Raw genomic sequence first — 18,430 nt, 5'->3', positions numbered from 1 at the left:
CACATACTAACTCGTTGCATTTGTAGCCTTTGAAGGGTGGCACACGTGGCTGAACTCGAGCGTCCTCAGCGGTTGCAGATCATGCTCAATGACGAAGAACTCGCGGCTCTGGAGAACTGGCGCTTTGAAAAGCGCATGCCTAGCCGCTCCGCGGCGGTGCGCGAGCTTTTGCGCCGCGGCCTTGCCGCCGAAGGGTTCCTGACGGCGGAAGCCGGGATCAAGTCGCAGGATTTCGGCGTCGTGCTGTCGTCGGCGAGAGCGAATGGCGACGCCGAGAACTCGGCCGATTAGGATGTTGCCTTTATGCAGTCCGGCGCTACGTTCAGCACATGACAAAAATCGGGGGGGTTATCCGTCAGGACGCAGGCGCTGACGCACGCTTGGCGGCCATCGTCGATTCTTCCTATGACGCCATCATCGGCAAGGATCTGAACAGCATCATCACCGATTGGAACCAGGCGGCCGAGCGCGTCTTCGGCTACAGCGCTGAAGAGGCCATCGGCCAGTCGATCCTGATGCTGATCCCCGAGCATATGCAGAACGAGGAGAACGAGATCATTGTTCGGATCCGTAGGGGTGAGCGCATCCCCAGCTTCGAGACCACCCGGAGGCGCAAGGACGGATCGCTGGTCGCCGTTTCGCTGACCATCTCGCCGATCAAGAACGGTGCCGGCGACATCGTCGGCGCATCGAAAATCGCCCGCGACATCACCGCCGCCAAGGAAAGCGAGCGCCGCATCCGGCTTCTGATGCGCGAAGTCAACCATCGGGTGAAGAACCAGTTCGCGGTGATCCTGTCGATGGTCAGGGAAACCAGCAAACGCTCGACTGATCCTGTCGAGTTCGAGCAGATGATCCGCTCGCGCATCATGGCGCTGTCGCGCTCGCACGATTTGCTTGTCACCTCGGAATGGGCCGGCGCCAGCCTTTTCGACCTGATCCAGGAGCATCTGAAGCCCTTCGGTCACGAAGAGCGCATCTCGCTTTCGGGGCCGCTGCTTACGCTGCAGTCGAATGCGGTCCAGAATCTCGGCATGGCCTTCCATGAGCTCGGCACCAACTCGGCCAAATACGGTGCGCTGGCGGCCGAGGGCGGCCGTGTCGAAATCACCTGGAAGGTCGAGGCAGGCCCAGAGGCGCAGCGGCGCTTTCATCTTCTGTGGCACGAGACCTCCGGGGCGACAACAAGCGAAGCCGGGCGGAACGCGAGCAACCGCAAGGGTTTCGCCGATCGCAAGGGTTTTGGCACGGTGGTCCTGCAACGGGTGGCGCCGCAGTCGCTGAGCGGTTCCTCGAGCCTCGAACGCGCTCCCGGCAGCGTGAAGTGGGAGCTCGACGCCCCGCTCGAGGCGATCGTCGTGCCGCAGCTGGGGGCGGAGAACGAAACCGACTTCAGCGTCTGAGAGCCCGCGCCACCCGGCGCGCGGGACTGTCCGCCCGGCCGGCACCTTGCAGCTTCATAAAAGCGTAATTACATCAACAACTAAGCGTGCGATGTCGACGCGAACGCTGTTGCTTTGGTCAAGCTTCATCCATGGAGGTTGTCATGGCAAGCAAACTGATGGAAGCAAGAAAGAGCCAGGACTGGATCACTCTGGTCCTCGCGATCTGCCTGTTCATCTCACCTTGGGTCATCGGATTCGCCGCGGCGATGGTGCCCGCGTGGAACGCCTGGATCGTCGGCGTTCTGCTCGGCGCGCTGGCGCTGGCGACGCTTTTGGTGTTCGCCGAATGGGAGGAATGGGTAAACGTCGTCCTCTGGCTCTGGCTGATCGTGTCACCCTGGCTGCTGGGCTTTGCGGCTGACACGCATGTCATGGCCACGCACGTCGTGCTCGGCGTGCTGGTGGTCGCGGCATCGGCCTGGGCCGTGTGGGACTTCCGTCATCCCCACGCGCATGCGTGAGCGGTGACCGGGCGGGAGCCCGCCGCGCCAGCGGCGGGCTCCTGATATTGCGGTATCGGGGTATCGGGCTGGGCGGTGATTGCGGCGTCTTCACGTAATTGCTGCAACCGGAAACCTTTTCGTGCATTCTTGGGAATGGCCTCGATGCTCAACCCCGACACCCCCGCCAAATGCTGCTCCTATTGCGGCGGCCGCGACCATGATTTCGAGGAGTGCCCGAAACGCAAGGCGGACGCGGAGAAGGAAAAGGTGGCGCGGGCGGCTGACGCCATGCCTTTGTTCGCCAGCGAAGATGTATCGATAAAATCCTGAGGCCGCGATCCTTCGCGCCCGCAGTCCCGCCGAGATCCGCGTTGTTCCGCTCCAGCACTCATCCGCTCGGGAATGCCTCCGCAGCCTCCGCAAAAAATCTTGCCCTTGATCCTGCCTCGCGCCATCGAGGCACGGTGGGGCGCCCGCGCGCCGCGCCCTGACTTTTTCTGGGATGGTCACGGAACGGCGTTGATCCGGTCTATAGTCGCGACGGGGGTGCGCGGGTGGCGGACATCATCTCAATCAGAACAGGCGCGGAGCCTGCCGGACGGCTGTCGGCGGGACGCTTGCGGCTGGTCGCCTTCACGGCGATCGCCGCATTCATGATCGCCGGTCCGGCCACGGAGCAAATCTTCGGGGTGCAGACGCCATGGCTGCGCTCCTGGACCATGTTCAGCGCGATCGGGCTGGGCGTCATCGACGCTTCCTTCGAAATCCGCCAGCCGGACGGTGTGCTCATCCCGCTCGACCGGTTCGAGATGCTCGGCGCTCCTCGCGACGGCGGGCTGAAGCGGATCGAAAGCCGCGAGGAACTGGCATCCGTCGTCAAGCGGCTCTGCACGGTCGCCGGGCAGGGCGCCGACATCCGTGTCCACGCCCGGCTAGGCACGCGCAATGGCTGGCAGATCATTCATACCGATGCCGAAAATGCCTGCGCCGGCTGACGCGATCGCCGACTGGATGGGCTGGCGTTCGGCGCACGCCGTGGCGGTGTGCTTCGTCGGCTGGGCGGTCGATACGGAGGGATCGTCGCGCTCGTCCGCATTGATCCGCATCGGCCTGGCCATGCTGTTCTGGTCGCGCTGGGCGGGCGAGTTGCTGCTCTACAGGGACCAGTCGGCGATCGGCCTGTTTCTGGCAGCCAACTTCTTCGTCGCCACCGCGCTGCTGTTCGTCGGCTATCAGAGCCGCGCCGCTGCTGTCTGGGCCGGCTCGGTCGGGCTGGTGATGTACTATTATTTCGGCCACCAGCTTGGGCGCGAGCCCTGGACCCACCATCACGCCTATCTGCTCGCCGTCGCGGCACTTCTGGTCGCGCTCACCCCATGCGGCCGCTCCTATTCGCTGGACCGCTACCTGGCCGTGGCGCACGCCGAGCGCGTGGGCGTTTCGCCGCCGGCGGAGCGCGGCAATCTGTGGGGGCTGCGGCTGATCGTGGTGCAGCTCTCGGTGCTCTATTTCTTCGCCGCCTTCGACAAGTCGAACCATGCCTTTCTGAGCGGCGCGCGGCTCGAGCAGATCTTCCTCTGGTTCTATGCGGGTTCGGATTACCCGGCCGGCCTTGCCTTGCCCGCCACGATCATATCCTTCGGCGTGGTCGCGCTTGAATATGGCCTTGCCTTTGGCCTGCCGTTCCGTGCGACGAGACGCTATCTAATCGCGCCGGGCCTGGCCTTTCACGCCATCATCTATCTGACGCTCCCGGTCTACACGTTCAGCGCGACCATGGCATTGCTCTATCTCGCCTATTTCGATGCGGATGCCGTGGACAGGATCATCGCGCGGCTCCAGGGCCTCGGACCGACACCGACTGCCAGAGGGGGAATTTCGTGAAGCGTGGTTTGTCGCTCCCCGGCGCCGTCGTCGCGGCCGCCGGCCTGGCCATGGTCTGCGGCTCGGCGCGTGCCGGCAGCGCGGCGGACTATTATCCCAGGCGCGCGTGGGATGCCTTCAACGGCGGCCAGATGAACACATCGATCCTGGTGTTCCGCGACCGCAACAGGAACGGGATCTACGATCTCGGCGACCGGCCGATGTCGCATGTTGCCGTCGAGCTCGGCAGGCCCAATGGCGACACCATCATGCGATGGAGCAATGTCAGCGGCTTTGCCAACTTCCGGATGTCGGTTCTCCAGCGCAATCTCGAGGTTGTCGATCCCGGACATTATTCGTTCCGGGTCGTGCCTCCGCCGGGCTTTTCCGTCACCACCGCAAACGCGTTCCAGGAAAGCGATTATGCGGCTTCCCCCGGCGCGCCGGGCGACATGACCGCGCAACGCACGACGCATCCGGTCGGCCTTGCGGCGGACCTGACGATCAGCGGCGCGGCCGCCCCCGGGGCGCGGATTTCCCTCACCGGGCCCGACGGGGCAGGCGCCGCCGCCAAGGTCGATCCGGATGGGCGCTTCAGCGCGCCCGTGACATCAGGCGAATGGCTGGTCGAGGTTTCGGCCGACGGGGCGACCGAACGGCGCAAGATCGCGGTCGGCGAGGCGCCGGTCGTGCTCTCCGCGTTTTCGGGCAAGGGCGGGCTCGCCGAGGCGCCGCTGCCCCGAGAGCATGTCGTCGGCTTCGACGACCTTTTGACGACGTCGGGCGTGTTCGAAATTCCGTCCGGCTATGGCGGGCTCGACTGGTACAATCTCGTTGTCATGCACCAGCGTTTCACCGACGGCCCGGGTTACATCAACACGACGACGTCCGGCGAATTCATCGCCTATAACAGCTCAGGCCACCCCGGGCAGGTGTTCAGCGACAAGCCGTTCGATTTCATGGGCGCCTATTTCGGCGTCGGCTGGAACGACGCCGAGGGCGAGACGCTTGTTCTCAAGGCCTGGCGGGGCGACCAGCCGGCCTATGAGGATCAGCTTGTGCTGTCCGCGAGCGGCCCGGTCTATTTCGCGGCCGACTACACGCGCATCACACGGCTCGAGATCCGGACGCAGCACTCCTGGCAGGCTGCAATGGACGACTTCGCCTACCGCACCGGTCCGTAGAGCAATTCCAGGAAAAGTGCGCAGCGGTTTTCCGTCCGCGCGCAAACAAAGGCTTGCTGCAGGTCCGTTTGATCCGCTTCGGCGCGCCGCGCCTCCAGGTCAAGCCGCGTCAGCAAGACGATCGCCAGGAAGCGCCGCAGGAACCGACGTTGCCGGAATGACCGGAACCGGTGCTGTGATGGCCGGCGCCGCCACCGCCGCCCGAACTGCCATTGCCGCCGGTTCCACCATTGCCGGTGCCACCGTTGCCGCTGTCGCCGCCATTCCCGGCGGAGCCGCCATTGCCGGTTCCACCGTTGCCGCCGTCGCCGCCATTCCCCCCATTGCCGCCGTTACCACCGTCGCCGCCATTTCCGCCGGAGCCGCCATTGCCGGCGCCACCGTTGCCGCCATTCCCCCCGTTGCCGCCATTGCCGGCTCCACCGTTGCCGCCATTCCCCCCATTGCCACCATTTCCGCCGTTGCCACCTGCGGCCTGAGCCAGAAGAGCGCGGTTGGCGTCCTGGATGAGCGCAGCCGGGTCCATCGACCGGTGGACTCCGTCGCGCGGCTCCGGCAGGACCGGCGCGGCATAGGTTGCCATGGCCGTCGCCAGCGGCATGGTCGACGCAAGCAGCACCGCTGCCAAGCTGCTTCTGAACTGTGGGAAGATACGGCGCGCGATGTCGGCATTCGCCGCCGATGTGAACCGCGGACGCCCAGCCGACAAGGCAGGCTCCGCACCGATTCTGCTTGAGATGATATCAGCCACCCGCATACCCCCCGATCCCGACTTATAGACCGGTTCGACGCCCGTCCTTCGACCATGCCAGAAAAAGTCAGGGTCGGCGGTGCCCGTGCGGCTGGCATCCACGGTTCGGTTTGGGGAGAGCCCGTCGGGCACCTTGCAGCTCCTAAAGCGACGCACGCGCCGCCGCCTCGGCAAAGGAGATGTCGCCCTTGATCTCGCGCATCGCCATCGAGGTGACGGTGCGGCGAACGCCAGGCAGCCGGCTGAGCTCCTCGCGCAGCATCCTGTCCAGCGCCCTCATGTCGACGGTGACGATCTGCAGGAGATAGTCGGCCTCGCCGGTCGTGGCGTAGCAGCGGCGGATCAGCGGATGTTTCCTCACCGCCGCCTCGAAGGCGTCCGACACCTCGAAGTCGATCGACACCTGGATGAAAGCCTCGATGCCGAAACCGATCGAAGCGGGATCGACACGGGTGGAATAGCCGCGGATGACGCCGGCCTCTTCCAGCGCCTTCACCCGTTTCCAGCACGGCGTCTTGCTCAAGCCGACCTCCTCGGCGAGCTCGCCGAAGGAGATGCGCGCGTCGCGCTCCAAGGCCGCCACGATCTTGCGGTCGAACATATCTAGCATGAACCGTTCTCCAAATACCCATAAAAGACGAAATATCGTCCTCCAATCCAGGCATATTGGATAACAGAAAGGAACAATGTTCAAGCACGAACGCGCTATCCTCGGCGCCTGCCCAGCCATGCCCGGGCCAGGAGATGAGCCATGGACAAGACGGACTACCACGCCCGCATCGAAGCGCCGGAGATGCGCGACTACGGCGTCTATCTGCAATGCGACAAGCTGCTCGCGTGCCAGAAACCGCTCTCCGACATGGTCAACGCCGACGAGTTGCAGTTCCAGATCGTGCACCAGGTCGAGGAATTGTGGATGAAGCTGATCGCCTACACGCTGGTCGATGTCCTCGACCATCTGGAGAAACAGGACACGCACCGCATCGTCACGCTGATGGGCCGCGTCCACCGGCTAATGCGCATGATGACGGCGCAGCTCGATCTCCTGGAGACCATGTCGCCCAAGGAGTACCAGCAGATCCGCTTGCAGCTCGGCAATGGCAGCGGCCAGGAATCGCCGGGCTTCAAGCTTTTGCTGCGCCTGCCGCCGGATCTTTGGCGGGCCTTCAAACATGCCTATCTCGACGGCCGCGGGCTGACCGTGCAGGACATCTATGACGAGCACTACGACCACGGCGATCCCTATGTCGTGGCCGAGGCGCTGATCGAATTCGACGAGCTGTTCCAGAAGTTTCGCGCCAATCACCTCTATCTGATCCACCGCTCGATCGGGCTCGGCGCAAAGTCGCTGAAAGGCAGGCCGGTGGAAATCCTCGAAGGCGGCGCCCGCCACCGCTTCTTCCCCGAACTCTGGGACATCCGCTGCGACATGACCGACCGCTGGGGCGCCGAATACGGCACCGTGCGGGAATCGATCAGCCATCCGGGCTGAGCCTTCTTCCTCGCCCCCCGCCTGCGGCGGGGGCGAGGAAGAGGGCACTCCAAACAATTTCCCCACCCCTGTCGGAATCCGCTCCCTCCGCCCGTCCTTGGGCCATCGACAGACAAACCGGAGGGATACTCGTGGAAAACACTCAATCGACCTGGCAGACCGCCGCCATTCTCGTCGCTCGCCTGATCTTCGCCGCCATGTTCGCCATGGGCGTCGCCTTCAAGCTGATGGACATGGGCGCCACCGCCGGCTACATCGCCGCCGCCGGCTTCCCGTTCCCGTTGTTTCTGGCCTGGTGCGCGGCGATCCTTGAAACGCTCCTGGTCGTCGCCTTCCTCACCGGCGCCTTCATGACGCCGCTGGCGCTGATCGGCGCGGTTTATGTCGTCTTCCTTGGCTTTGCCTTTCACGGTCCGTCGCACTGGACGGCGGACCAGGCCGAGTTCGGCGCCTTCATGTCGCATTTCCCATTCGCCGCCGGCCTGCTCTACGCCGCGGTCCACGGCCCGGGCAGCGTGCTCGCGCTCAAGCGGGGCTGGCCGGGCCGGGCATGACCCTTCCTTCTCCCCGTTCTACGGGGAGAAGGCCCGAAGGGCGGATGAGGGGCGGCGCCTGTATCTCCAGGCAAGGCAGCCTCCCGCCGCCTCACATCTGGTCGTTATACGGCTCCTTCATCTGCCCGACCATGCGGGCCAGCTTGGAGAAGGACGGCATGTCCGCTTCCGGCTGGCACTGGTTGGCAAGCTCGAGCAGGCGGATCGGGAAATTGATGGCGTCGCGGTTCGACGCCGAGATCGCCTCCGAGCGCTCCTCGCCGGTCTCGCCGGCTTCGGCCTTGCGCAGCGCGATGTCGATCTCCTCGACGCTGAGCACGCCTTTCTTGACGAGCACATGGTTGATTGCGGCGACAGCCATCAGCAGGCCCTCGAGCTGAAGATTGGCGACGTTCATGGCGTTCCTCCCATTGACCTCGCCTCAAGAACGCGTGAGCGGCGTTTCCGATCCGGACGGGGAAAGCCGGCGCGGTTCAGACCTCCATCCACCGCTCGCCATATTCGCTCCAGAGCTGCCTGATCTCGCGGTTGCCGAGCGGCGGCGTCTGGCGGTCGCCATAGAAGACGGCGACGGCGCTGAGGTCGTATTGGCCCTCGGCCTGGGCGATGAAGCGGATCGCCTCGCCGAGCGGCCTCGAATGGAAGATCGGATCGGCCTGGCCCCGGCCCAGGCTGCGAACGCCCGAAATGCTTGCAGGTACATGCCGCATCCGAAAGACGGATGCCATGGCAGGTCTGTCCATGCCGCTCTCCGCGATTCCCCAAGGGAATGATCCCATAAGCTCCGGCTAATGACCAGCCCGGGGACAACCGCCCACAGCAAGAGAGCGACCAAGAGCGGCAAGACACAATTTCGAAACGAAAAGAGCTGGAAAGAAAAGGCCGGGCGCAGTGGCCCGGCCTTTCTTTCTGCGCGGCCGTCGCAAGCAGCCTGGCTCACTACTTTGGACGGTCGCGGCTGGGGTGCAGCCGGACCGGAAATGTCTACCTGTGCCAGCGATGCAGCCAGTCCGGCTCGGGGTCGGAATTCCTGCTGATTGCCATGCCGGCCAGCAAGCCGACCAGCCCGCCGATCAACATCGCGGTCGAGAAGGTGCCGGGGTTCTGCTGCACCGTTTCTGAAACGCTATGCGCCTGGCTGCGCAACTGGCTTGCGGCGCGCGACGCGCGGTCGGAGGCGCCGCTGTAGAGGTTCGAAGCGCGGTCGGCCGCGCCTCGGTACCAGCCATGCGCGGTCTCGGCGGCCTCCTCGGCCTGTTCGGAAAGCGCGCGGTTCAGACGGCTCACCTCGCGCTTCAACTCGGCGATCTGCTTCTTCATCGCGTCGTCCGATGCACGCGTGGCTCGCGCGCTGCTACGTGACGCGGGACGGTTGCGCGCGGCGGTGGCTTTCGCGTTGCCGTTGGCTGAATTGGTGGTGCTGGTGTCATTGTCTGCCATTCGGTCTCTCCTTTTTGCATCCTGGAACGGCCATGACGCCTCATTGTTCCCGCGAGCGCGCCGCGCGGCCAAAACACCGGGGCCGCGGAGCGTGCTCCACGGCCCCGTGCCGCAAGCCCGATGCCCTTACTTGCCGCAGTTCTTGTCGTTCACGTTCGGCTGCATCGTGCCGGCGGTGCTGTTGTTGGCATCGCCCACCGCGCCTTGCGGACTGTCCGGGCAGTTCTTGTCGGCGTTTGAATTCATGTCGCCGCCGGTAACGCTGCCGGTCGTGCCGGTATCGGGCGCGGCCTGGTCGGGCGGCGGGCTGCCCGGCGTCTTCGGGTCGACGGTGATCGTCTGACCGCTGCCGCCACCCTCATTTCCGGCGGTGCCGGCGGTCTGGGCCATCGCCGCCGTGGCGAGGCCGATGGTCAGGGCCGAAGCCGCAAGAATCCTCGTAAGCATGATTTTCTCCTCTTTTAGAGACGGTCGTCTGTCGCGTTGCGACTAAGGGTGGAACCCATCGGACCAAGGTTGGTTCCGGCAAAAATTTGCTATGCCCTGGCCCGGCGTTTCAATTTATGAGTGTGGCGCGCCGGGCGCTGCGGTTTTGAGGAATGTAGGAAAATATACCTATAAGCTATTGCCCGGTGAAGGCAGCTATGCTACTATTTTGTCCATGGTGCTGATTTGCGCCAACGACCCGCCGCCCGGCGGGTTTTTTTCTCACCGTCCATTCTTTCGAAGCGCTAGCGGGGCGGCGCTCCTCTCTCCTGCGGCGCTTTCAACATTCTGCTCGAGGCCCAGATGCCACGCTATGCCACCATCGTCACCGCCGATGACGGCGCCGAGATCGTCAGCGCGATCGGCGAATTCGAGGGCTCGAGCCTGCCGCGCAACTCGGGCCGCGTCGAGCAGGTCGCGCCGGGCGTGCGCATCGGGATGGTGCGTGGCGGGCCGATCGACGCCGTCGCCGGTTTCGGCTTTCCGGGCCACGGCCTCGGCCCGTCCTCAGTCCGCGCCGCGACGGCGAAGCTGAAAGCAATGGCCGCACCTGCCGCCGATGCCCGGGCCGCCAAGCAGGCCAGCGCCAAGCCACGCAGGAAACCGGCGCGCAAGGTCCGCAAGGTCAAGGCGGCGAAAGCCGCGCCATCGCAAGCGGCCATCCATGGCTGACGAAAGCAGGCGCCGCGCCGGCGCGAAGCGGGCAAGCCGAAAGCCGAAGGGCCCCCAAGCCGGGGCCGCTCTGGCCACTCGCCCGAAGCGCCCGCGAAAAACGCTCGTCGACGATTTCGCGGCAGCCCTTCGCGCCGACTTCCGCGCCCATGGCGCCGGCGTCATCGCCGCGGTGCGGGCCGAAAAACCGGAGCAGTATCTGAAGGTCGTGCTGACGATGCTGCCCAAGGATTTTTCGGCCAAGGAATTCTCGGACGGTGTCGATGCCAATCAAAACAGTCTCGGGCAGTTGAGCGATGAGGAGATCCGCAAGCGCATCCGCGGCCTCGAAGCGAACATCCGCCCGCTCCTTGAAGGCGTTACAGACCTATCTGGCCTTGCTGGAGGAACTGGACCGCAGGCGTCGTCGTAATCGCCTTGCGTCCTATGCGCCGTACGAGCGGCAGGCTGATTTTCACGCGGCAGGGGCAACGAACCGCGAGCGCCTGTTCATGGCCGGCAACCAGCTCGGCAAGACCAGGGCAGGGGGCGCGGAATGGGCCATGCATCTCACCGGCCGCTATCCGGACTGGTGGGCAGGCAAGGTGTTCGACCAGCCTGTCAGGCTCTGGGCCGCCGGCGTCACCGGCGAAGGCACGCGCGACAATCCGCAGCGCGTGCTGGTCGGCCCGCCGCAGCAACAGGCCGAATGGGGCACCGGCATGATCCCGGCCGATGCCATCACCGATACGGTGATGGGGCGCGGCGCGCCGGGAGCGCTGGACAGCGTCGTCGTGCGCTGGGGCGGTGGCGGCGACGTGCAGGCCGGCGAAAGCGTGCTCTCGTTCAAGAGTTACGAAAAAGGTCGCGAGAAATGGCAGGGCGAGACGCTGCACGGCGTGTGGTTCGACGAGGAACCGCCGCTGGACATTTATTCGGAGGGCCTCACCCGCACCAACGCGACCGACGGCATAACGATCGTGACGTTCACGCCGCTGTTGGGGATGAGCGATGTGGTGCTCAGGTTTTTGAGCGCGGAGGCGGTTCAAGGCTTGGGTTCCTCGCCCCCGCAAGGCGGGGGAGAGGTGGCCGCGCAGCGGCCGGAGAGGGGGACTTCGTAGGGCGACAGGCCTTGCGAGTTGCTGTCCGCTCCTTCACCAAAGCCGGCGCTGCCCCCTCTCCGTCACAGCTTCGCCGCACCACCTCTCCCCCACTCACGTGGGGGCGAGGAACTGGAGCTTTCAAAACGATTTCCACCGCTTATGGTGCGCGAATGCGCGGTCGCGGGATTTGCATGCCGTAAGGGATTTCAGGAATGTATGTAGGCCGTTCTTACCGGTTGCTGGACTTCGCGCTCTGGTCGCGGCGCAGCGTCATCTACATGGTCGTGGTGAGCGGGCTGGCGATCGCCGCCTACCGCCTTCCGGCGACAGCTGGGTTCTCGGTGCCATGGTCGGTCGTGCTGGTGCTCGGCACCACGGTGTCGTTGGTCGCCGGGTTCAAGAATTCGCAGGTCTTCACCCGCGCCAACGAGGCCCTGCAAGCCTTTTCACAGATCACCGCCAGCAGCCGGATGCTGTCCGGCTTCTGCCGCGATTTCATGGATGCTGCCGCCGCCCGGCAGCTGATCTATCGCCATCTTGCCTGGCTGACGGCGCTGCGCTTTTCGCTGCGGCGGCCCATGCCTTGGGAATCGCTGGCGAAAGCAGCCAACATCGAGTTCCGGCGGCGCCGCTATCACATCCAGGAGGATAAGACGTCGCTTGCCGAGGAACTGCGTAGGCTGCTGGGCGAGGAAGCCGAAAGCGTGCTGAAATCGCCGCACCCGGCGATAGAACTCCTCGATTTGCAATTGGCCGAGGTCAACGGCTTGCTGAAGAGTTCAGCCGTTCCGACGCAGGTCTACTCCGAACTGGTCAAGCTGATACGCGACTTTCAGGACCAGCAGGCCCGTTGCGATCGCATCAAGAACAATCCCTATCCCCGGCAATACGCGATCGTGAGCTCGATGTTCATGATCATCTTCTGCACCTTGCTGCCCTTCGGGGTCGTTCCGGTCTTTGCCGATATGGCCAAGCTGGGCGGCGTGCTCGGCTGGATTTCGATCTGGCTGACCATCCCTTTCAGCGCGCTGCTGGGCTGGGTCTACATGTCGCTCGACCTGGTCGGCGAAAGCAGCGCCAATCCGTTCGAAGGCAACGCCAACGACGTGCCGATCTCGCAAATCTGCCGCGACATCGAGATCGAGCTGCGCCGGGGGCTTGGCGAGACCGCGCTTCCAGCGCCGCTGGCGCCGGTGAACAACATCGCGACGTGATGGCTCCAGTTCCTCGCCCCGCGAGAGCGGGGAGAGGTGGCCGCGCAGCGGCCGGAGAGGGGCCTTCGTAGGGCGTTTAGCCTCCCGTTCTTCTGTCGAAAGCCGGCGCCGTCCCCTCTCCGTCGCGGCTTCGCCGCGCCACCTCTCCCCGCTCTCGCGGGGCGAGGAAGTGGAGTTGCCATGTCCCAACACGTCACCTTCATGACCATCGATGATGCCGGGCACTACAGCCCAGAGCAGCGCGCTGCGATCGTCGCCGCCTATCCCGAGCATGAGCGAGTGGCCCGCGCGAAAGGCATTCCAGTGCTGGGCTCCGGTCGCATCTTTCCTGTGCCGGAGGAGATGATCGCCTGCGAGCCTTTCAAGTTGCCGCGCTGGTGGCCACGGATCGGCGCGCTCGATTTCGGCTGGGACCATCCTTCCGCCGCGGTCGAGCTCGCCTGGGATACCGAGGCCGATGTCGTCTACGTCACGAACGCGAACCCGTGCGCCTGGCGACGACCGCGAACATCAGCCTTTACGGCCTGCAGACCATCGACAGCGTGCTGACGGAAGTCGGCGTCCGCGTGCTGGTCAAGGACCAGGCCGACCCGACCGAGAACGGCATCTACACCGCAAGCGAGGGCCAGTGGTTCCGCGCCGCCGATGCCCGCACCGCGCGCACGATGCAAAAGGGCACGACCGTGCATGTGCAGGAGGGTGCCGTCTCGGCCGATCGCGTCTATGCCTTCGAGACGCAGGATCCAGCGATCGGCGCCGACCCGATTGTGCTTAGCTTCTATCTCTCGCAGGACACGCTCGGCGACGCCGTGAATGCCGCCAATGCCGCCGCCGCGAGCGCGGCCGCAGCACTGACTTCCAAGAATGCCGCCGCCACCAGCGCCACCAATGCGGCAGGCTCGGCGACCGGGGCGGCCGGCTCCGCCACCGCCGCGTCCACTTCCGCCACCAATGCCGCGACCAGCGCCACCAATGCCGGCAATTCGGCGACGGCGGCGGCCGGCTCCGCTTCCGCGGCCTCAGGTTCGTCCACCAGCGCCGGCACATCGGCAAGCGCAGCTGCCGGCTCGGCTTCCGCCGCATCGAGCTCCGCCACCGCCGCTTCCGGATCCGCCACCAGCGCCGCGACGTCGGCCACCAACGCGGCGGCGAGCGCCGTTGCGGCGGCCAATGCGGTGGCGGCTTTTGGCTACACCTTTTCCACCAGCACCGCCGACGCCGATCCCGGCAACGGCACGCTGCGGCTGAACAACGCCAGCGCCGCCTCCGCCACTGCGGCCTATATTGACAACCTGGACTCCGGCGGCGCCACGGTGAGCGGCGTGGTCGACGGCTTCGACGACAGCACCAACGTCATCAAGGGCCAACTGACGCTGCGCTCAAAAGCGTCAGCCGCCATCGCCTACGTCTACAACGTCACCGGCTCGGTGGTGGATGGGACGGGCTATCGAAAACTGACCCTGGCCTATGTCAGCGGCGCCGGCACCTTGCCGACGACCACCGACGGCATCTGGCTGATTTTCGCCCGCGCCGGCGACAAGGGCGCGGACGGCCTGGGCAGCGGTGACTTCACCGGCCCGGCCTCCTCGGCGACTGACAATATCGTGACCTTCGCCGGTACCACGGGCAAGACCGGAAAGGATAGCGGTGTTGCGGTGGCAAGCCTGGTCGTCGGGCCGGCCTCGGCCGCGACCGACAACATCGCCACGTTCAACGGCACGACCGGGAAGGTGGTGAAGGACAGCGGCGTGGCGGTGGCTAGCCTGGCGCCGAAGGCCAATGCATCCTTCACCGGCACATTTAGCCCGCCAACCAATGCCATTGCATTGAACACCCTCGCTGATAGCACCGCTGTGTCGGTCCTTGGTCGTTCGGCCAATTCGATCGGCGCACGGGCGGACATCGCGGCTGGCTCCGATGACACGATCCTGCGGCGCGTGTCCTCGGCACTCGGCTTTGGGCAGCTCACCGCCGGCATGGTGCCGGCCGGGCTGGTGACCTATGCCATGCTCGCGTCCGGTGCCATCGCATCCAACAGCGAGTTCCAGCTTGGAACGGCAAGCAAGCTTCTGACGGCGGCCGCATTAAAGTCGGCCGTAGCCTATCAGACGCTTACGTCCGGCGCATCCGTCTCTTGGGATATGTCGCTCGGCAACAATGCTTCGTTGGCGGCTGGCACGAACGTGACGATCGGCAATCCGACAAATGCGGTGCCGCAGTTCGGCTTCGTGCTCAAGATCACCGCGGTGACGTCCGCTCGCACCGTGAGCCTGAGCGCGAATCTCGTGCCCGCTGCGGGCGTCGAGAGCTTTCCGATCACCATCCAGACAACGGAAACCGTCTTCCTGGCCGGCTTTGTCGATACGACGAGCCGCCTTGTCATCACCAGTGTTTTAAGAACCTAACAGGAGAACTCGATGTCCATTCTCGTCCGCAAGATCAATGACGTTTGGCAGGAGTGGCACGGCTCCTCGATCGTGACCCAGACGGTCGGCACCTACACTGCTGTCTATGGTGACGGCCGGCAGGTGGAGACGCCATGCGATCCCTATCCTGTCGAAATCCAGATGAACGGCGACAGCCTGCGCGGCTTCTACGACCAGGGCCTTTGGACGATCGACGAAGTCGAGGCGGTGGGCGGCAGGATTGCTGTGCCCTTCGAAGCGCCGGAAGGAAAACAGGTCGTCGGCGCACCGTCCTATGTGGAAACCGGTGAAGTGATCCAACAGGTCTATCAGGTCGAGGATACCCCGCCGCCACCGGAACCGCCGACGGCAGAGGAGAAGGTCGGTGCTATGCTGGCTGGCTACGATCTTTCGATCAGCGAATTGAAGTCGATCCTCGGGCTGGGCATCTAATGTATCCCGGTATCATCCCAAAGATCGTCGCGCCGCCGCAGAAGAAGGCGACCATGCTTCTGCATTTCGACGGGGCCAACGGCTCGCAGGTTTTTGTCGATAGCTCGCTCAACAATCTCGCCATGGGGTTTGGAGGTAACGTGCAAATCGACACGTCTACGTCGGTCTTCGGAGGAAGTTGCTGCACCTTTGATGGGGTTGGCGACTACCTTTACTGCGACCATCCGACGGCACTCAAATTGCCGGGGGATTTCACGTGTGAGGGTCGCATGCGATGCACTGCGGAAACTACAAACTCGCGCCCGGTATTCGATATGCGAGGCGGCACGAACAATGCCGGGTTCTTCGTCAATCTCAATCCGAGTGAGCAGTTAGATATCTACATTGATGCAAATGATGGCGCCGGTGGCGTCAAGCGCGCCACGTCCGGCACGCTCACCGCTGGCACTTGGTATCATTGGGCAATCTGCCGCGCCTCGGGTGTGATCCGCTGCTTTCTCAACGGCACGCAATTTGGAAGCAATTTCTCCACCTCGGTTGCCTGGGATAGCACGTCGCTGAACATCGGAACTTTCGTCGGTGAGCGGGACATCGGCGGGCCGGATCACAAATACAAAGGGAATATGGACGAGATTCGGATCTCGAACAATCTTGCCCGCTACACCGCCAACTTCACACCGGGCGGTTCTGCATTTGATCGCTACGACTAATTGTTCATCTGGACATCTGGCATCGGCCGCGCGTACTAACGTCGGCGGTTTGCGCGGGACATAATCAGAATGGGATTTGCTACGGGCGACAGACAGCGTTTGTTGGCGCTCGATGGCCTTCGCGCCTACGCGGCAATCGCGGTCATCTTCTATCACGGTATCCTTCATTTTGATGAGGGGTTGATCCAGCGCGCTTTGTTCAAGACGTTCTGGGAGGTAACTGCAACGGACCAGTGGCCCAAGCTCTGGCTCTCGATTTTCAACGGCACGGCGGCGGTCGAGTTGTTCTTCCTCCTAAGTGGTTGCGTCTTGATCCGTTCCCTTTCTGACATTGGTAATCCGTGGCGTGCTGGCGCATCGTTTGCTGTGAAGCGCGTGTTTCGCATCTATCCAGGGCTCATAGCCTGTGTGCTGGCCGCGGCATTGCTTCAGGCATGGCCTATCTCGTGGTCGGAAGCCTGTGCGAACATGGCCCTGTGGTCCTATGCAGTCATCCAACCAAGTTGGACACTGCAGGTGGAAATGCTCGCCGTCCCACTGATGTTGCTGGCTGGAGTGTTTACGCTTCGGTGGGGCATGTGGGGCACTCTTGCAGTGCTCGTTTACACATGCATCGCTCGGAAAAATCCCGAACTGCTCGGAGTACAATTGCTCTCAGATTACGGGTATCTGTTCATCTTTGGTGCCTTGGTGCCGAGCGGGCTGGGTGCCTTTGCTGCCAAGTTGGCAAGGCCGATAGGATGGGCGCTACTTCTCGTCGCTTTCCTGTTGCTTAGGCAATTCGTGCACGGCCTTGAGCTTCTGACGGCAGCGTTAGGTTTTGTGCTGCTCGCGCTGTTGTACCACGATGACAGGGTGGCTTCGTCACCGGTCTTAGTTTCGCCTCTTCCCGCATTTCTCGGGCGTGTGAGCTTCGGCCTCTACCTGTGGAATGTCCTCTTTCTCAACGCACTTCACAATGTGCCGCCAAGTTGGCTTCCGTCGGATGCAGTGCTGGCGGGCATTCTGGTATCTCTCGTCATTATCCCCCCGAGCGTCTTCTTGGCAGCCGTCAGCTACCGATTGATTGAGCTGCCCGGAATTGCGCTCGGGCGAAAACTCTCTCGCGCCATAGTTAAAGGCGCACCGCGTTTAGAAGCCGCGTAGTTCTCGCCACTGCACCTTTAGTTTTGGTCGCTGACCGGAGTGCGCGAGCGCTTCGTCTCGCCGCATGTTCCTTCGCACCCCTGAATCCTCAAGAATCTGCCCCCCCGGGCGGAAAGGAACACCCATGGACCGCAACTTCGCGCGTGCCCTTTCGCTCGTCCTCTCGTCCGAAGGCGGCTGGTCGGACAATCCCGCCGATCCGGGCGGCGCGACCATGAAGGGCGTCACGCTCGCCAATTTCCGCCGCTACGTCAAAGCCGACGCCACCAAGGCCGATCTTCGCAAGATCAGTGATGATCAGGTGGCCACGGTTTACCGTCGTTTCTATTGGGATGCGGTCGTCGGCGCCGGCCTTCCTGCCGGCGTCGACTATGCCGTCTTCGACTTTGCCGTGAACAGTGGGCCGGGCAGGGCGGCGAAATATCTTCAAGCTGTTCTCGGCGTTGCCCAGGACGGCCGCATCGGCCCGGCCACGCTCGCCGCGGCAAGGGGAAAACCCGCCGGTGTCGTCATCGACGCGCTCTGCGATGCGCGGCTTGCCTTCCTCGAAAGGCTGCCGACGTGGCCGAGCTTCGGCCGGGGCTGGAGCGCGCGTGTCGCCTCGGTGCGCCGGCAGGCGCTGCTGATGTCGGCCACGCCGCTGACGACGACGATATCCGTGCCGACGGCGCCAGCATCCGCCGATGGTGCGGGGCCAACCGCGGCGCCCGCGCACGCAGGGTCGCATGCCGGCGGTGAGGCGCCCGCCGCGCCACCCAAATCCGCATCGCCCACCAAAGCAACCGGCATCCTTGCGCTGATCGCGCTGGCGTTCGGCGCCCTGGCTGCCTGGGCCATGCATCTTCTCTGCAATCTCTTCGGAGTGCTCTGCCAATGATTGCCGTCATCATCCGCATCGCCCTGCGCTATGGCGCGGGCGTGCTTGTCGCCCGCGGCCTTCTGGGAGCCGACGAAGCCTCGGCGTTCTCCGCCGATCCCGACATTCAGATGGCGCTGGAGACCGGTCTCGGTCTTGCCATCGCCGCCGCGGCCGAATGGTGGCACCTGCTCGCGCGCCGGTGCGGCTGGGAGCACTGATAATGGAAAATCT

At 64.2% G+C, this 18,430-nt stretch carries 26 protein-coding genes; 20 read left to right on the top strand and 6 right to left on the bottom strand.

Translation table 11 applies throughout. The annotated features are described in order from the left end of the window. The first annotated feature begins 45 nt into the window (after positions 1–45). The 7 genes from FJW10_RS20000 to FJW10_RS19975 all read left to right on the top strand — a co-directional run bounded on the left by FJW10_RS20000 (position 46) and on the right by FJW10_RS19975 (position 4,935). The gene (locus FJW10_RS20000) at positions 46–291 is read left to right on the top strand and encodes a hypothetical protein (protein WP_140835909.1); all 246 of its coding nucleotides are present in this window, start codon (positions 46–48) and stop codon (positions 289–291) included. Positions 292–380: 89 nt separating this feature from the next. Then, positions 381–1,403 (top strand): PAS domain S-box protein, encoded by a 1,023-nt coding sequence (locus FJW10_RS19995; protein ID WP_246674324.1) that lies wholly within the window; start codon positions 381–383, stop codon positions 1,401–1,403. 143 nt (positions 1,404–1,546) lie between these two features. Next, positions 1,547–1,906 (top strand): SPW repeat protein, encoded by a 360-nt coding sequence (locus FJW10_RS19990; protein WP_140901344.1) that lies wholly within the window; start codon positions 1,547–1,549, stop codon positions 1,904–1,906. A 144-nt stretch (positions 1,907–2,050) separates the two neighbouring features. Then, positions 2,051–2,218 carry a hypothetical protein gene (locus tag FJW10_RS30520; protein ID WP_181177602.1) on the top strand — a complete coding sequence of 56 codons (168 nt, stop codon included), beginning with the start codon at positions 2,051–2,053 and terminating at the stop codon, positions 2,216–2,218. A gap of 224 nt (positions 2,219–2,442) precedes the next feature. After that, positions 2,443–2,883, top strand: a complete 441-nt coding sequence (locus tag FJW10_RS19985) for a hypothetical protein (RefSeq protein WP_140901343.1) — start codon at positions 2,443–2,445, stop codon at positions 2,881–2,883. Then, positions 2,867–3,772, top strand: a complete 906-nt coding sequence (locus tag FJW10_RS19980; RefSeq protein ID WP_181177601.1) for an HTTM domain-containing protein — start codon at positions 2,867–2,869, stop codon at positions 3,770–3,772. The genes FJW10_RS19985 and FJW10_RS19980 overlap by 17 nt, the downstream gene beginning before the upstream one ends. Then, positions 3,769–4,935: a hypothetical protein gene (locus FJW10_RS19975; protein ID WP_140901341.1), complete on the top strand. Its 1,167-nt coding sequence runs from the start codon at positions 3,769–3,771 to the stop codon at positions 4,933–4,935. The genes FJW10_RS19980 and FJW10_RS19975 overlap by 4 nt, the downstream gene beginning before the upstream one ends. Positions 4,936–5,044: 109 nt before the next feature. Here the strand turns inward: FJW10_RS19975 and FJW10_RS30515 are convergent, their stop codons facing one another. Then, positions 5,045–5,644 (bottom strand): hypothetical protein, encoded by a 600-nt coding sequence (locus tag FJW10_RS30515; protein WP_181177600.1) that lies wholly within the window; start codon positions 5,642–5,644, stop codon positions 5,045–5,047. Positions 5,645–5,828: 184 nt separating this feature from the next. Next, on the bottom strand, positions 5,829–6,296 hold the full coding sequence (locus FJW10_RS19965; RefSeq protein WP_140901340.1) for an Lrp/AsnC family transcriptional regulator: 468 nt from the start codon (positions 6,294–6,296) through the stop codon (positions 5,829–5,831). A 141-nt stretch (positions 6,297–6,437) separates the two neighbouring features. Between FJW10_RS19965 and FJW10_RS19960 the strand changes: the two genes are divergently transcribed. Both FJW10_RS19960 and FJW10_RS19955 read left to right on the top strand, forming a co-directional pair. Continuing rightward, positions 6,438–7,178, top strand: coding sequence for a tryptophan 2,3-dioxygenase family protein (locus FJW10_RS19960; protein WP_140901339.1), 741 nt, complete (start codon positions 6,438–6,440; stop codon positions 7,176–7,178). Between the two features lie 131 nt (positions 7,179–7,309). Then, complete coding sequence (locus tag FJW10_RS19955; protein WP_140901338.1) at positions 7,310–7,732, top strand: DoxX family protein; 423 nt, start codon at positions 7,310–7,312, stop codon at positions 7,730–7,732. Positions 7,733–7,823: 91 nt separating this feature from the next. Here the strand turns inward: FJW10_RS19955 and FJW10_RS19950 are convergent, their stop codons facing one another. The 4 genes from FJW10_RS19950 to FJW10_RS19935 form a co-directional block, all read right to left on the bottom strand. Next, complete coding sequence (locus FJW10_RS19950) at positions 7,824–8,129, bottom strand: hypothetical protein (RefSeq protein WP_140651970.1); 306 nt, start codon at positions 8,127–8,129, stop codon at positions 7,824–7,826. A 76-nt stretch (positions 8,130–8,205) separates the two neighbouring features. Next, positions 8,206–8,475 carry a hypothetical protein gene (locus FJW10_RS19945; RefSeq protein WP_140901337.1) on the bottom strand — a complete coding sequence of 90 codons (270 nt, stop codon included), beginning with the start codon at positions 8,473–8,475 and terminating at the stop codon, positions 8,206–8,208. A gap of 241 nt (positions 8,476–8,716) precedes the next feature. Further along, positions 8,717–9,172 (bottom strand): hypothetical protein, encoded by a 456-nt coding sequence (locus FJW10_RS19940; protein WP_246674323.1) that lies wholly within the window; start codon positions 9,170–9,172, stop codon positions 8,717–8,719. A 126-nt stretch (positions 9,173–9,298) separates the two neighbouring features. After that, positions 9,299–9,619 carry a hypothetical protein gene (locus FJW10_RS19935; RefSeq protein ID WP_140901336.1) on the bottom strand — a complete coding sequence of 107 codons (321 nt, stop codon included), beginning with the start codon at positions 9,617–9,619 and terminating at the stop codon, positions 9,299–9,301. 342 nt (positions 9,620–9,961) lie between these two features. Between FJW10_RS19935 and FJW10_RS19930 the strand changes: the two genes are divergently transcribed. The 11 genes from FJW10_RS19930 (at position 9,962) to FJW10_RS19880 (ending at position 18,417) form a co-directional block, all read left to right on the top strand. Next, positions 9,962–10,330, top strand: a complete 369-nt coding sequence (locus FJW10_RS19930) for a hypothetical protein (RefSeq protein WP_140901335.1) — start codon at positions 9,962–9,964, stop codon at positions 10,328–10,330. Next, a complete protein-coding gene (locus FJW10_RS19925; RefSeq protein WP_140901334.1) occupies positions 10,323–10,742 on the top strand; it encodes a hypothetical protein in 420 nt (139 codons plus the stop codon). The genes FJW10_RS19930 and FJW10_RS19925 overlap by 8 nt, the downstream gene beginning before the upstream one ends. 79 nt (positions 10,743–10,821) lie before the next feature. Next, the gene (locus FJW10_RS19920) at positions 10,822–11,430 is read left to right on the top strand and encodes a terminase family protein (RefSeq protein ID WP_246674322.1); all 609 of its coding nucleotides are present in this window, start codon (positions 10,822–10,824) and stop codon (positions 11,428–11,430) included. 194 nt (positions 11,431–11,624) lie between these two features. After that, on the top strand, positions 11,625–12,626 hold the full coding sequence (locus tag FJW10_RS19915; RefSeq protein WP_140901332.1) for a bestrophin family ion channel: 1,002 nt from the start codon (positions 11,625–11,627) through the stop codon (positions 12,624–12,626). A gap of 180 nt (positions 12,627–12,806) precedes the next feature. Next, complete coding sequence (locus FJW10_RS19910) at positions 12,807–13,175, top strand: terminase family protein (protein ID WP_348639762.1); 369 nt, start codon at positions 12,807–12,809, stop codon at positions 13,173–13,175. After that, entirely contained in the window at positions 13,112–15,031 is a 1,920-nt protein-coding gene (locus FJW10_RS19905) for a hypothetical protein (RefSeq protein WP_140901331.1), read from the top strand. Before FJW10_RS19910 ends, FJW10_RS19905 begins: the two co-directional genes overlap by 64 nt. Positions 15,032–15,043: 12 nt before the next feature. Further along, a complete protein-coding gene (locus tag FJW10_RS19900; RefSeq protein WP_140868924.1) occupies positions 15,044–15,484 on the top strand; it encodes a hypothetical protein in 441 nt (146 codons plus the stop codon). After that, positions 15,484–16,194 carry a LamG domain-containing protein gene (locus FJW10_RS19895; RefSeq protein ID WP_140901330.1) on the top strand — a complete coding sequence of 237 codons (711 nt, stop codon included), beginning with the start codon at positions 15,484–15,486 and terminating at the stop codon, positions 16,192–16,194. The genes FJW10_RS19900 and FJW10_RS19895 overlap by 1 nt, the downstream gene beginning before the upstream one ends. A 69-nt stretch (positions 16,195–16,263) precedes the next feature. After that, positions 16,264–17,340 (top strand): acyltransferase, encoded by a 1,077-nt coding sequence (locus tag FJW10_RS19890; protein WP_140901329.1) that lies wholly within the window; start codon positions 16,264–16,266, stop codon positions 17,338–17,340. A 124-nt stretch (positions 17,341–17,464) separates the two neighbouring features. After that, the gene (locus tag FJW10_RS19885) at positions 17,465–18,217 is read left to right on the top strand and encodes a glycoside hydrolase family 108 protein (RefSeq protein ID WP_210239810.1); all 753 of its coding nucleotides are present in this window, start codon (positions 17,465–17,467) and stop codon (positions 18,215–18,217) included. Further along, entirely contained in the window at positions 18,214–18,417 is a 204-nt protein-coding gene (locus FJW10_RS19880) for a hypothetical protein (RefSeq protein WP_140901328.1), read from the top strand. Before FJW10_RS19885 ends, FJW10_RS19880 begins: the two co-directional genes overlap by 4 nt. Positions 18,418–18,430 lie beyond the last annotated feature (13 nt).

The organism is Mesorhizobium sp. B4-1-1 (genome assembly GCF_006439375.1).
Taxonomy (GTDB): Bacteria; Pseudomonadota; Alphaproteobacteria; order Rhizobiales; family Rhizobiaceae; genus Mesorhizobium.
The sequence above is the reverse complement of the archived record's forward strand: the minus strand, read 5'-3'. Positions and strand labels throughout refer to the sequence as shown.

Coding starts and splice junctions, on each gene's coding strand:
- FJW10_RS19990 (WP_140901344.1), top strand. CDS start 1,547: ATGGCAAGCAAACTGATGGAAGCAAGAAAGAGCCAGGACTGGATCACT.
- FJW10_RS30520 (WP_181177602.1), top strand. CDS start 2,051: ATGCTCAACCCCGACACCCCCGCCAAATGCTGCTCCTATTGCGGCGGC.
- FJW10_RS19980 (WP_181177601.1), top strand. CDS start 2,867: ATGCCTGCGCCGGCTGACGCGATCGCCGACTGGATGGGCTGGCGTTCG.
- FJW10_RS19965 (WP_140901340.1), bottom strand. CDS start 6,296: ATGCTAGATATGTTCGACCGCAAGATCGTGGCGGCCTTGGAGCGCGAC.
- FJW10_RS19960 (WP_140901339.1), top strand. CDS start 6,438: ATGGACAAGACGGACTACCACGCCCGCATCGAAGCGCCGGAGATGCGC.
- FJW10_RS19950 (WP_140651970.1), bottom strand. CDS start 8,129: ATGAACGTCGCCAATCTTCAGCTCGAGGGCCTGCTGATGGCTGTCGCC.
- FJW10_RS19945 (WP_140901337.1), bottom strand. CDS start 8,475: ATGGACAGACCTGCCATGGCATCCGTCTTTCGGATGCGGCATGTACCT.
- FJW10_RS19940 (WP_246674323.1), bottom strand. CDS start 9,172: ATGGCAGACAATGACACCAGCACCACCAATTCAGCCAACGGCAACGCG.
- FJW10_RS19935 (WP_140901336.1), bottom strand. CDS start 9,619: ATGCTTACGAGGATTCTTGCGGCTTCGGCCCTGACCATCGGCCTCGCC.
- FJW10_RS19930 (WP_140901335.1), top strand. CDS start 9,962: ATGCCACGCTATGCCACCATCGTCACCGCCGATGACGGCGCCGAGATC.
- FJW10_RS19925 (WP_140901334.1), top strand. CDS start 10,323: ATGGCTGACGAAAGCAGGCGCCGCGCCGGCGCGAAGCGGGCAAGCCGA.
- FJW10_RS19920 (WP_246674322.1), top strand. CDS start 10,822: ATGGCCGGCAACCAGCTCGGCAAGACCAGGGCAGGGGGCGCGGAATGG.
- FJW10_RS19915 (WP_140901332.1), top strand. CDS start 11,625: ATGTATGTAGGCCGTTCTTACCGGTTGCTGGACTTCGCGCTCTGGTCG.
- FJW10_RS19910 (WP_348639762.1), top strand. CDS start 12,807: ATGTCCCAACACGTCACCTTCATGACCATCGATGATGCCGGGCACTAC.
- FJW10_RS19900 (WP_140868924.1), top strand. CDS start 15,044: ATGTCCATTCTCGTCCGCAAGATCAATGACGTTTGGCAGGAGTGGCAC.
- FJW10_RS19895 (WP_140901330.1), top strand. CDS start 15,484: ATGTATCCCGGTATCATCCCAAAGATCGTCGCGCCGCCGCAGAAGAAG.
- FJW10_RS19890 (WP_140901329.1), top strand. CDS start 16,264: ATGGGATTTGCTACGGGCGACAGACAGCGTTTGTTGGCGCTCGATGGC.
- FJW10_RS19885 (WP_210239810.1), top strand. CDS start 17,465: ATGGACCGCAACTTCGCGCGTGCCCTTTCGCTCGTCCTCTCGTCCGAA.
- FJW10_RS19880 (WP_140901328.1), top strand. CDS start 18,214: ATGATTGCCGTCATCATCCGCATCGCCCTGCGCTATGGCGCGGGCGTG.